Genomic DNA, 12,877 nt, shown 5'->3' on the forward strand with positions numbered 1-12,877 from the left:
TAACAAATTCAAGATTGGAGAGAACAATGGCCGAAGCAAAAGTATTGAGTGGCGCCGGGCTACGTGGCCAGGTTGCCGGGCAAACCGCACTGTCCACGGTCGGGCAATCGGGTGCCGGGCTGACCTATCGCGGCTATGATGTTCGCGAACTGGCTGCCGACGCGCGGTTTGAAGAAGTGGCTTACCTGCTGCTGTACGGCGATCTGCCGAACAAGGAGCAACTGGCTGCTTACATGAGCAAACTGAGCAAGCTGCGTGACCTGCCGCAAGCCTTGAAGGAAGTGCTCGAACGCATTCCGGCCGACGCTCACCCGATGGACGTGATGCGCACTGGCGCTTCGTTCCTGGGTAACATCGAACCGGAAACAGATTTTTCCCAGCAACATGACGTCACCGACCGGATGCTGGCCGCGTTCCCGGCGATCATGTGCTACTGGTATCGCTTCAGCCACGACGGCCTGCGAATCAACTGCGTCACTGATGAAGAGTCCATTGGCGGGCATTTCCTGCACCTGCTGCACGACAAACCGCCGAGCGAGTTGCACCGCAAAGTGATGGACGTTTCGCTGATCCTCTACGCGGAGCACGAATTCAATGCCTCGACTTTCGCCGCGCGGGTTTGCGCGTCGACGTTGTCAGACATGTTCTCCTGTATAACGGCGGCTATCGGTACCCTGCGCGGCCCGCTGCACGGCGGCGCCAACGAAGCGGCGATGGAAATGATCTCGCGTTTCAAGTCCCCCGAAGAGGCCATCAAAGGCACCCTCGGCATGCTCGAGCGCAAGGACAAGATCATGGGCTTCGGTCACGCGATCTACAAAGACAACGATCCGCGTAACGAAGTGATCAAGGGCTGGTCGAAAAAACTCGCCGACGAAGTGGGCGACACCGTGCTGTTCCCGGTCTCCGAAGCCATCGACAAGACCATGTGGGAGCAGAAGAAGCTATTCCCTAACGCTGACTTCTACCATGCCTCGACGTACCACTTCATGGGGATCCCGACCAAGCTGTTCACGCCGATTTTCGTCTGCTCGCGCCTGACCGGCTGGGCCGCCCACGTGTTCGAACAGCGCGCCAACAACCGCATCATCCGCCCGAGCGCCGAGTACGTCGGCGTCGAACAGCGCAAGTTCGTGCCAATCGAACAACGCTGAATGGTGGGTGCCTGACAGGCGCTGAGGTTTGTAGGTGGTAACCGGATCCTGTGGGAGCGAGCTTGCTCGCGATGACGGACTGACATCCAACATTGATGTCGACTGATACACCGCTATCGCGAGCAAGCTCGCTCCCACAGTAAACCAGGTTCACTTCAAGCCCGGCGCCAGGCGCCCCCTCTGAATTTACCGTGACCGAGTCCTGACGATGAATACTGAATTCCGCAAACCGCTGCCTGGCAGCCATCTGGATTACTTCGACGTCCGTGCGGCGGTCGATGGCATCCAGCCCGGCGCCTATGACACCCTGCCGTACACCTCCCGCGTGCTGGCGGAAAATCTGGTGCGTCGCTGCGACCCGGCCACGCTCACCGATTCCCTGAAGCAGCTGATCGAACGCAAGCGCGACCTCGACTTCCCGTGGTTCCCGGCTCGCGTGGTGTGCCACGACATTCTCGGCCAGACCGCGCTGGTCGACCTCGCCGGACTGCGCGATGCGATCGCCCTGCAAGGTGGTGATCCTGCCCAAGTGAACCCGGTAGTGCCGACTCAATTGATCGTCGACCACTCCCTGGCCGTTGAGTCGGGCGGCTCCGATCCCGAGGCGTTCGAAAAGAACCGCGCTATCGAAGACCGTCGCAACGAAGATCGCTTCCACTTCATCAACTGGACCAAAAAAGCCTTCAAGAACGTCGATGTGATCCCGCCGGGCAACGGGATCATGCACCAGATCAACCTGGAGAAAATGTCTCCGGTGATCCAGGTGCGTGATGGCGTGGCCTTCCCGGACACTTGCGTAGGCACCGACAGCCATACCCCGCACGTGGATGCCCTTGGGGTGATCGCCATCGGTGTCGGTGGCCTTGAAGCCGAAAGCGTCATGCTCGGCCGCGCCTCCTGGATGCGTCTGCCGGAAATCGTCGGCGTCGAACTCACCGGCAAGTTGCAGCCGGGCATCACCGCCACCGACATGGTACTGGCGCTGACCCAGTTCCTGCGCCAGCAAAAGGTGGTCGGCGCCTGGCTGGAGTTCTTCGGTGAAGGTGCCTCGGCCCTGACCCTGGGCGATCGCGCGACCATCTCCAACATGGCCCCGGAATACGGCGCCACCGCGGCGATGTTCTATATCGACCGGCAGACTATCGACTACCTCAAGCTCACCGGCCGTGAAGACGAGCAGGTGAAACTGGTCGAAAGTTACGCAAAACTGACGGGTCTCTGGGCCGACAGCCTGAAGGGCGCCCAATATGAACGCGGGCTGACCTTTGACCTGTCCTCGGTGGTGCGAAACATGGCCGGCCCGAGCAATCCCCACGCCCGTGTGGCCACTTCGGACCTCGCGGCCCAAGGCATTTCCGGCCAGTGGGACGATGTGCCAGGGCAAATGCCGGATGGTGCGGTAATCATCGCCGCCATCACCAGCTGCACCAACACCAGCAACCCACGCAACGTCATCGCCGCCGGCCTGCTGGCGCGCAACGCCAACAAACTCGGGCTGACCCGCAAACCCTGGGTCAAGTCGTCCCTGGCACCCGGTTCGAAAACCGTGGCCTTGTACCTGGACGAAGCCGGCCTGACTAGCGAACTGGAGCAATTGGGCTTCGGTATCGTGGCGTTTGCCTGCACCACCTGCAACGGCATGTCCGGCGCGCTGGATCCGGTGATCCAGCAGGAAATCATCGACCGTGACCTGTACGCCACGGCCGTGCTGTCCGGTAACCGCAACTTCGACGGACGGATTCACCCATACGCCAAGAATGCGTTCCTCGCGTCGCCGCCACTGGTGGTTGCGTATGCCATCGCCGGGACCATCCGTTTCGACATCGAGAAGGATGTGCTGGGTCTGGATGCCAACGGCAAGGAAATCCGCCTGAAAGACATCTGGCCAAGCGACGAAGAGATCGACGCGGTGGTCAAGGCTTCAGTCAAGCCGGAGCAGTTCCGCCAGGTCTATATCCCGATGTTCGCCATCGAAGAAGACACCGGTCCCAAGGTCGAGCCGCTGTATGACTGGCGCGAGATGAGCACCTATATCCGCCGTCCGCCGTACTGGGAAGGCGCACTGGCCGGTGCTCGTCCGCTCAAGGGCATGCGCCCTCTGGCCGTGCTGCCGGACAACATCACCACCGACCACTTGTCGCCGTCGAACGCCATCATGCTCGACAGCGCGGCCGGTGAGTACCTGTTCAAGATGGGCCTGCCAGAGGTGGACTTCAACTCTTACGCCACCCATCGCGGCGACCACTTGACCGCGCAGCGCGCCACTTTCGCCAACCCGAAACTGTTCAACGAAATGGTTCAGGAAAACGGCAAGGTGAAACAGGGTTCCCTGGCTCGCGTCGAGCCGGAAGGCCAGGTCATGCGCATGTGGGAAGCCATCGAAACTTACATGGAGCGCAAGCAGCCGCTGATCATCATCGCCGGTGCCGACTACGGTCAGGGTTCTTCCCGGGACTGGGCGGCCAAAGGCGTGCGCCTGGCCGGCGTCGAAGCCATCGCGGCCGAAGGTTTCGAACGCATCCACCGCACCAACCTGGTGGGCATGGGCGTGTTGCCGCTGGAGTTCAAGCCGGGCACCGACCGCAAGACCCTCGGCATCGACGGCAGTGAAACCTTCGATGTGATCGGCGAACGTATCCCGCGCAGCACCCTGACCCTGGTGATCACCCGCAAGAACGGCGAGCGTGTCGAAGTGCCGGTCACCTGCCGTCTCGACACTGCTGAAGAAGTCTCGATCTACGAGGCGGGCGGCGTGCTGCAGCGTTTCGCCCAGGACTTCCTCGAATCGGCTGTTGCCGTCTAACCCGACGCGCAGCGCGGGGCCGCCAAGGTCTCGCCGCTGCCAATAAGGAACCCGTTCCATGGCTCACGCACCACAAATCAGGATTCCCGCCACCTACATGCGCGGCGGCACCAGCAAAGGCGTGTTCTTCAGCCTGCAAGACCTTCCCGAATCCGCACAGGTCCCGGGCGCGGCCCGCGATGCACTGTTGCTGCGGGTGATCGGCAGTCCCGACCCTTATGACAAGCAGATCGACGGCATGGGCGCGGCGACCTCGAGCACCAGCAAGACGGTGATCCTGGCCAAAAGCACCAAGGCCGACCACGACGTCGATTACCTGTTCGGTCAGGTCTCCATCGACAAGCCTTTCGTCGACTGGAGCGGCAACTGCGGCAACCTTTCTGCTGCGGTCGGCGCATTTGCCATCAGCAGCGGCCTGGTGGACGCCAGTCGCCTGCCGCGTGACGGCGTGGCCATCGTGCGCATCTGGCAAGCCAACATCGGCAAGACCATCATTGCCCACGTGCCTATTACCGATGGCGCAGTGCAGGAAACCGGTGACTTCGAACTCGATGGCGTGACCTTTCCGGCCGCCGAAGTCCAGCTCGAATTCATGGACCCGGCCGCCGAAGAAGAGGGTGGGGGCGGTTCGATGTTCCCTACTGGCAATCTGGTGGATGATCTGGAGGTGCCTGGCGTCGGTACGCTCAAGGTGACCATGATCAATGCCGGGATCCCGACCATCTTTGTCAATGCCGAGGACATCGGTTACACCGGTACCGAACTGCAAGGCCAGATCAATGGCGACCCCAAGGCGCTGGCGATGTTCGAGACCATCCGCGCCCACGGCGCGCTGCGCATGGGCCTGATCGAGCACCTTGATCAAGCTGCCAAGCGTCAGCACACGCCCAAGGTCGCCTTCGTCGGCAAGCCGGCCGAGTACCTCGCCTCCAGCGGCAAGCCGGTGGCGGCGGGTGACATAGACCTGCTGGTGCGCGCACTGTCCATGGGCAAGCTGCACCACGCCATGATGGGCACTGCCGCTGTCGCCATCGGCACCGCCGCGGCGATTCCTGGCACCCTGGTCAACCTCGCCGCGGGCGGCACTGCGCGCAACGCGGTGCGCTTCGGTCATCCCTCGGGCACCCTGCGCGTAGGCGCCGAGGCCCGCCAGGTCAATGGTGAATGGACCGTGAAGAAAGCCATCATGAGCCGCAGTGCGCGGGTGTTGATGGAAGGTTTTGTTCGTGTGCCGGGTGATGCTTTTTGAGGGGGTAACCCTGAAAACCACCCCTCACCCCAACCCTCTCCCCAGGGCGGAGAGGGAGCTGACCGAGGTGTTTTTTTGATGTGCTTCGACCTGAAAGATCGCAGTGAATATGGATTCAATGCAGAGCTTTCAGGTCGCCGTAGATCTTCAATTTCCCACGGTCAGTCCCCTCTCCCCTCTGGGGAGAGGGCTAGGGTGAGGGGTGGATCCACCTGAAAAAACACAAATCAAGCAGGCACCCCAGACCTGCAATTCGTCGCAACCAACCCTGATCCTGAGGATGAACATCACCCCCCTTACCGGAGCAAACCCCAATGAGCGCCAACGTCGACCTGAACATCCGCCCCGACTACGACACCGTCCTGCAGGACATCGCCGACTACGTCCTGAACTACAAGATCGAGTCCGCAGAGGCGCTGGACACCGCCCGCAACTGCCTGATAGACACCCTCGGCTGCGGTCTGCTGGCCCTGCGTTTCCCCGAGTGCACCAAGCACCTGGGGCCGATCGTCGAGGGGACCGTGGTTCCATTCGGCGCTCGGGTGCCGGGCACCAGTTACCGCCTGGACCCGGTCAAGGCGGCCTGGGACATCGGTTGCATCGTCCGCTGGCTCGACTACAACGACACCTGGCTGGCGGCCGAGTGGGGCCATCCGTCCGATAACCTCGGCGGGATCCTCGCAGTCGCCGATCACCTGTCGCAGAAACGCGTGGCCAATGGCGACGCACCCTTGACCCTGCGCGCGGTGCTCGAGGCGATGATCATGGCCCACGAGATCCAGGGCGTGATCGCCCTGGAAAACTCCTTCAACCGGGTCGGCCTGGACCACGTGATCCTGGTCAAAGTCGCCTCCACCGCGGTCACCGCGAAACTGCTGGGCGCCAACCGCGAACAACTGCTGTCCGCACTGTCCCATGCGTTCGCCGATGGCCAGGCGTTGCGCACCTACCGTCACGCGCCGAACGCCGGTTCGCGCAAGTCCTGGGCGGCGGGCGATGCGTCCAGCCGGGGCGTGCGTCTGGCAGACATCGCCATGCGCGGTGAAATGGGCATTCCCGGGGTGCTGACAGCCGGGCAGTGGGGGTTCTACGACGTGCTGTTCAGTCATACCAACAAGGATCTGGCGCTCAAGCCTGAAGACCAGCGGGTCTTCAGCATCTCGCAGGAATACGGCAGCTACGTGATGGAGAACGTGCTGTTCAAGATCAGCTTCCCGGCCGAGTTCCACGCGCAAACCGCCTGCGAAGCCGCGGTGACCCTGCACCCGCAGGTCAAGGATCGTCTGCAGCAGATCGAGAAGATAGTCATTACCACCCATGAGTCGGCAATCCGTATCATTTCCAAGGTCGGCAAACTGGCCAACGCCGCTGACCGCGACCACTGCATCCAGTACATGACTGCCGTGCCGCTGGCCTTCGGTAACCTGGTGGCCGAGCACTACGAAGACGACTTCCATGCGGCTCATCCGATCATCGACGAGTTGCGCGAGAAGATGGTCATTGTCGAAGACTCGCGTTACACCCGGGAATACCTGGAAGCCGACAAACGCTCCATTGCCAACGCCATTCAAGTGTTCTTCAACGACGGCTCAAGCACCGAACAGGTTGTGGTTGAATACCCGATCGGCCACCGCCGTCGTCGCGCCGATGGCATTCCATTGCTGGAAGACAAGTTCAAGGCCAACCTGGCGACCCGGTTCACCGCCCAGCGCTCGGCTGAAATCTTTGCTCTGTGCAAGGACCAGGCGGCGCTTGAAGCCACGCCGGTCAACCGCTTCGTGGATTTGTGGGTGATCTGAGGGACGTTTGCACCGTGTGTCACCGTGATGGATCTGTTGCACGCAACCCCCGTAGGAGCTGCCGCAGGCTGCGATCTTTTGATCTTGCTTAGGTGCAATGTATGGAGATCAAAAGATCGCAGCCTCGTTTCACTCGACAGCTCCTACACAGCTCCTACACAGCTCTTACACAGCTCCTACGCCGATCGTGTGTCCACCGTGATTGATTGGTTGTACGCAACCCCCGTAGGAGCTGCCGCAGGCTGCGATCTTTTGATCTTGCGGTTATTCGAAACGCAAAATCACTCGCCGGTTGTGCTTGCTCTTCTTCTCGATTTTCTCGCAGAAGACCCGGCCAATTTCTTCGGTATTGATAACGTGTGTACCCCCGCAAGGCTGGATGTCGACGCCGTCTACTTCGATGACCCGCACCGCGCCTTGTATGACCGGTGGTGCGACGGCTTGCGTGCGGGTTATCTGCAGCAACGTGGCGTACTCGGACGCCGGCATGGACAGCTGTTTTACCTCCAGGGCTTGAGCCACGAGGGCGTTCAATTGCTCAGTGATGCGTTCTTTTTCGAGGGACATTTCCGGCAGGTCGAAATCCAGCCGACCTTTATCATGGCTGATGCTGCACCCGGTGACCGGCGCATCGATGATCGAGCACAGCAGGTGCAGACAGGTATGCATCCTCATGTGCTGGTAACGTCGTTCCCAGTCCAGGCTTGCGTCGATCTTCAGGCCGGCTCGCAGTTGCGGGGGATAAGCCTCCAGCTGATGCCAGATGATCGAACGCAAGAGCGGGTCGCGCACCGTGCCGGTCACCTTGAGGCTGGTGCCGTCTGGCAAGGTGATAAGACCGGTGTCCCCGGGTTGGCCGCCACCCGTTGGATAAAATAGCGTGTGCTCCAGGGCGAGACCCTGATCGCTGACAGCCACGATCCTCGCGTCGAAAGCGTTCTGGTAGGGCGCGTTATCGTAAAGCGCCAGGGTTTCCATCGTGTGTACTGACATGTTCAACCTCCGACAGATTGAGGGCGAGTTTGCATCAGGCGCCGGACCATCGCGCTCAAGCCTGGTGGTGCGATCAAGGTAATATCCTGGTTGGGCCCGCAGACATGCAGGTTCAGTGGCAGTCGCGGTGGGTAGTCGCCATCTTCGGTGTGATGAATCCGGAACTGTAAGTGGGTGCGCTCTTTGACGGTGGCTTCCAGCGCAAGACTGCTCAGTGGATGAAAGTCTGCATCCAGCAGTGTGACGTGTTGGCTGTTGCCGACTTCACCGACCAGGTGCAAGCGCTCGTTGAGCGCAAAGGCGCCGAGGAAACTGCCATGGTCGGACTCTGACGTTTTCTGCAGCTGGACCTGATTGACGATCTTCACTTTCGTGTCGGCCGGTACGTCATGGGTAATGACACACGCCGGCGAGATGAAGACGTTGTCGCCAATCGTCACGCAACCCAGAATTCTGGCTCCCGCGCCGATCTCTACATTGTTGCCCAGGCGTGGGTGACGTTTGCCATTGGGGTTGTTGGCTATACCACGGGCGCCCAGCGTCACCCCGCAAAGGATGTAGCAGTCGTTGCCAATTTCGCAGGTTTCGCCAATCACCGTGCCGTAGCCATGATCGAGGACAAATCGGCGACCGATCCGCGCCGCCGGGTGGATCTCGGCGCCCGAAAGGAGCTTGCCCTGATTGCTGAGCTTTTGCGCGATACAGGGGAAGTAGCGGTCCTCTTCGCCGCCAAGCTTCAACACCTGATGAGCCAGGCGGTAGTAGAGAACAGCCTTGAAGGACGCGTACGACTCCAGGATCAAGCTGCCGCGACCTTGCGATGCCGGGTCGCGGGAGGCGAAGGCCATCAGGTCCTCGGCAAGCCAATCGGCCACACAGGGAAGCAATCTGTGCAAATGGCCGTCCAGCTGCAGCAAGTCAGCAGGTTCCAGGGTGTTGATGAGGTGCGCGAGCAACTCATCGTGCAGCTGTTGCATATCAATGAAGCCCCCCATGGAGGCACCCCGCATTTGGATTATTCGAATAAGGGCAGGTAGGCGTCCGCGCTGTCGTAGACCATGGTCAGGACAGTGGAGTGTTCGGGCATTTCCTTGGCCAGGGCGGCAATGGCGACCAGGTTGGCCGCCGATGAAAGCCCCAGGCTGATGGCATCGCTGCGCATTACCCGTTGCATCATTTCCAGGCATTGATCCTTGGAAACCTTGAGCATGCCGTCCAGTACCGAGAGATTGAGAATGCTCGGCACAATGCCGATCGACAGTCCCTGGATCTGGTGGGGCGCGTGCTGGTCATTGAGCAGGTCGCATTCTTCGGGTTCGACGCCCAGAACGCGGATGGCCGGCCAGGTGGCCTTGAGTATTTCGCCGATGCCGGTGATATGACCGCCGGTACCGATCCCGCCGACAAAATAGTCCACCCGGCGTCCGGCAAATGCCCGGACAATTTCCCGAGCAGTGCCTTGTCGGTGGGTTTCGGGGTTGGCCCCATTACGCTGCTGATTGAGCATTACGTAGTGGGGGTTCTCCAGTTGCAGCTCCATGGCTTTCTGGCCATGGGAGTTGTTGCCCAGGCGGCTGTCAGACAGCACTACTTCGGCGCCATACAGGCGCAGCAGTTTTTGTTTTTCCGGGCTGTAGTTGTCCGGAATCACCAAAACCACTTTGTAGCCCAGCACGTTGCCCGCCATCACCAGGCCAATGCCGGTGTTGCCGCCGCTGGGCTCGATGATGGTCTGTTGTGTGCCACGCAGCAGAATGCCTTTGCGCTCGGCATCGAGGATCATGCCCAGTGCGATGCGGGCTTTGTGACTGCCGCCAGGGTTCAGCGATTCGAGTTTGACGAAGACCTCCACGCCGAGGTCGGTGGAGAGTTTCTCCAGGCGCACGATCGGCGTTTGGCCGATGGCGTCGAGTATCGAGTTATGCAACATCAGATAAGAGCTCATGGCCGCCACCTATCAATACAAAGGCATGTCGGGTTCGACGTCACGAACCCAGTGCTTCATGCCGCCTTCAAGGACTCGGGTATTGGCGAAACCTGCCGCGAGCAAGGTGCTTGCGGCACGTTCGGCGCGTATGCCGGCGTAACAGATGACGTAGTGGTGATGGTCGCGATCGAGGGAGTCGAGTCGGGTTTCCAGATCTTCGAGCGGGATGTGCAGCACGCCGGGCAATTGGCAGACTTCCAGCTCGCAAGCGTCGCGAACATCCAGCAAAATGTCGGCCGTGCCCTTGAGTTCCAGCAATTGCTTGAGCCGTTGCGGCGTGATGTAGCGTTCCTCTGCCAGGAGTGGCGTGGTCGGCACAGCGCTGGCACAGCTGACGGCGGTGTGTTCGGCAAGCTGGCCGGTGCGCAGGGTCGAGCAGCACGGGCAATCGGCCCGCCGTTTGAAGCGTATTTCAGAAAACTTCATCGCCAGCGCATCGAAACACATCAAGCGCCCGACCAAAGGTTCGCCGATGCCAATGATCAACTTGATCGCTTCGGTGGCCTGGATCATTCCGACGACGCCGGGCAGGACGCCGATCACCCCGCCTGCGCTGCAATTGGGCGCCAGTTCCGCAGGCGGGCTTTTCGGAAACAGGCAGCGATAGCAGGGGCCGCCGCGATAGTTGAGGACACTGATCTGCCCGTCGAAACGGTAAATCGATCCATAGACCAGCGGCTTGCCCAGTTGCACGCAAGCATCATTGATCAGGTAGCGCGTCGAGAAGTTATCGGTACCGTCGACGACCACGTCGTACTGCCCGATCAGCTCCAGGGCGTTGTCGGTGTTCAGCGCCGTGTTATGCGCGTTGATCCGGATATGTTCGTTGAGGTCTTGCAGGCGTCTTTTCGCCGACTCGACTTTGGGCAGGCCCAAGGTGCTTTTGCCATGCACGATTTGTCGTTGCAGGTTGCTGCTTTCCACTACGTCGAAGTCGATCAGCCCCAGGGTGCCGATGCCGGCAGCGGCCAGGTACATGCACACCGGTGAGCCCAGGCCTCCCGTGCCGATCACCAACACCCTGGCGTTTTTCAGCTTCAGCTGGCCTTCGCGGCCGACGCCCGGCAGGGTGATGTGCCGCACATAGCGCTGGACTTCTTCGTTGCTCAAGCGGTCCTGATCGATGCCGCCGGACGTGGCGAGCAGGACGTCGATGGTGCCGCCAGCGGGGAAGGCATCATCGGGTTCGATCAGCTCGCCGTTGGCGGTAAACAGAAAGTGTTCCTTGAGTTGATTGTTCTCGTATTGCAGGTGCGCGCGCAGTTGTGGGTGGTCGGTGCAGATGCTTTCGAGCACTGCGCGCAACGTCGTGCCGCTGCCTTCAAGTTGCGAATCGGGCAGTTTTGCGACGCGAGCCAGGATGTCGGGGAAAGAGACAGCGTTCATGCGCAACTCCGTTTGTAGGTCGGTGATGGTTTCAAGAAAACGCCTGGCTGCAAATAAAACTCTGGCCATTCCATTCGAACAGTTTGGAACCTGCTGCCGTGCCTTTATGCACACCGATGACCAGGTAGCTGACCGGATAAATCGGTTCGCCCATGAACAGGGCCTTGTCCTGGTCCTCGTGGCTGAAGTAGGCACCGACATCGGGGTGCGAGTGATAGATGACCGTAACGGGGTTATCGCTGCGAAAGCTCTTGTTCATCATTAAGGTGTCTGCCACCGAGAAGGTGTAGCCCTCGGCGGCGGTGCGCCGATAGACCTCGGGGTTGCGTCGGTGCAGCTCGTTCTGAATGTTCTCGCCGATGTAGACGCTGCCATCTTTGAACACAAACCCGCAGCACTCGTCGGGGTAGGTGCTGCTGGCGTGTCGATAGATCTGCTCAAGTGTTTTGGGGCAGAGGCCTTCCATGTTTCTCTCGCGAAGTCAGGTGGGTCAGTTCTTTTTGGCCAGCAGTTTTTCCACCGGGAGTTTGGTGATCGCAAACCCCGCCAACAGAATGGCCGAATAGGTCATCAGGTCCTTGGAAATCGGCTGGCCTTCGTACCAGGAGCCGATGACCACGGCGAACACCGGAAAAATAATGAACACGAAGGACAGGATGATCGGACTCAGGCGCTTGAGCAGCATGAAGTACACAATGAAGCCGCCGACCGAAGCGACCAGTCCGAGGTAGAGCAGGGCACTCCAGGAGCGCAGCGTGATGTCACTGAACATCGGCGTTTCGATGTACAACCCGGCCACGAACAGCATCAGGCCGGCGATGCCGATGGGTAGGGTGTTGTAGGTGATGACGCTGATGGCGCTGCCTTTCTGCTTGGTGATCACGTAGCACAGGGCGTGCATCACGGCCGCGGCGAGGATCGCAATGACCCCCAGGAACTCCGCATGGTCCAGGTGCAATCCCTGGCTGCGGATGATCATGTACAGGCTGCCAAAGCCGATGGCGATGCCGACGACTTGGGAAAAGTAGATTTTCTCGCGCAGAAACATGGCGGAAAAAATCAGGATGAACACCGGCATGCAGCTGAACAGCAGCGCCGTGAGCCCCGAGGAAACGTGCATCTCACCGTAGTTGAGCAAGTAGTAGGGAACGCTGAAGTAGGTCAGCGTGACAAACACAAAGAACCAGCGGCTTTCCCTGGGGAACAGCACCGGTTCGCGGCGCACTTTGGCAAAGCACAGGAACAATGGAAAGGCGATCAGAAAGCGCAGCCCCGCGGACGTCAGGGGAGGCACGCTTTCGACGGCGATCTTGATCCCCAGCCAGGTGGTTCCCCAGCTCAGGCATACGATCAGGAACATCACACTGGTAATGGCACCCGCCAGCCACTGTTTTTGAGTCTTATCACTATTTTCGATGACGGCAGACATTGGCATGGCGACATTTCTTCCATGAGGCGGAATTGACCTCTATATTGAAAGGCTTCATCCGGTAATTGAACCTGTTA

8 protein-coding genes and 1 pseudogene are annotated in these 12,877 nt (G+C 60.2%); 4 read left to right on the plus strand and 5 right to left on the minus strand.

Going from position 1 to position 12,877, the window contains the following annotated elements; genetic code table 11:
• Positions 1 to 26: 26 nt before the first annotated feature.
• The 4 genes from prpC to prpD all read left to right on the plus strand — a co-directional run bounded on the left by prpC (position 27) and on the right by prpD (position 7,005).
• Positions 27 to 1,154 (plus strand): 2-methylcitrate synthase, encoded by a 1,128-nt coding sequence (gene prpC, locus F8N21_RS14550; protein WP_150642798.1) that lies wholly within the window; start codon positions 27 to 29, stop codon positions 1,152 to 1,154.
• A gap of 208 nt (positions 1,155 to 1,362) precedes the next feature.
• Complete coding sequence (acnD, locus tag F8N21_RS14555; protein WP_150642799.1) at positions 1,363 to 3,957, plus strand: Fe/S-dependent 2-methylisocitrate dehydratase AcnD; 2,595 nt, start codon at positions 1,363 to 1,365, stop codon at positions 3,955 to 3,957.
• Between the two features lie 58 nt (positions 3,958 to 4,015).
• A complete protein-coding gene (prpF, locus tag F8N21_RS14560) occupies positions 4,016 to 5,206 on the plus strand; it encodes a 2-methylaconitate cis-trans isomerase PrpF (RefSeq protein WP_150642800.1) in 1,191 nt (396 codons plus the stop codon).
• A gap of 314 nt (positions 5,207 to 5,520) precedes the next feature.
• Entirely contained in the window at positions 5,521 to 7,005 is a 1,485-nt protein-coding gene (gene prpD / locus F8N21_RS14565) for a 2-methylcitrate dehydratase (RefSeq protein ID WP_150642801.1), read from the plus strand.
• A 264-nt stretch (positions 7,006 to 7,269) separates the two neighbouring features.
• Here prpD and F8N21_RS14570 read toward each other — a convergent pair whose 3' ends face one another.
• The 5 genes and pseudogenes from F8N21_RS14570 to F8N21_RS14590 form a co-directional block, all read right to left on the minus strand.
• Positions 7,270 to 7,998 carry an alanyl-tRNA editing protein gene (locus F8N21_RS14570; protein WP_150642802.1) on the minus strand — a complete coding sequence of 243 codons (729 nt, stop codon included), beginning with the start codon at positions 7,996 to 7,998 and terminating at the stop codon, positions 7,270 to 7,272.
• Between the two features lie 2 nt (positions 7,999 to 8,000).
• Positions 8,001 to 8,993: a serine O-acetyltransferase gene (locus F8N21_RS14575; protein ID WP_150642803.1), complete on the minus strand. Its 993-nt coding sequence runs from the start codon at positions 8,991 to 8,993 to the stop codon at positions 8,001 to 8,003.
• Between the two features lie 20 nt (positions 8,994 to 9,013).
• Positions 9,014 to 9,928 carry a PLP-dependent cysteine synthase family protein gene (locus F8N21_RS14580; RefSeq protein WP_150642831.1) on the minus strand — a complete coding sequence of 305 codons (915 nt, stop codon included), beginning with the start codon at positions 9,926 to 9,928 and terminating at the stop codon, positions 9,014 to 9,016.
• 27 nt (positions 9,929 to 9,955) lie between these two features.
• A pseudogene (moeB, locus tag F8N21_RS14585) lies at positions 9,956 to 11,837 on the minus strand (molybdopterin-synthase adenylyltransferase MoeB).
• 24 nt (positions 11,838 to 11,861) lie between these two features.
• Entirely contained in the window at positions 11,862 to 12,800 is a 939-nt protein-coding gene (locus F8N21_RS14590; RefSeq protein ID WP_150642832.1) for a DMT family transporter, read from the minus strand.
• Between the last annotated feature and the right edge of the window lie 77 nt (positions 12,801 to 12,877).

Origin of the sequence: Pseudomonas fluorescens, assembly GCF_902497895.1 — a bacterium.
In the GTDB taxonomy this organism is placed as follows: domain Bacteria; phylum Pseudomonadota; class Gammaproteobacteria; order Pseudomonadales; family Pseudomonadaceae; genus Aquipseudomonas; species Aquipseudomonas fluorescens_BP.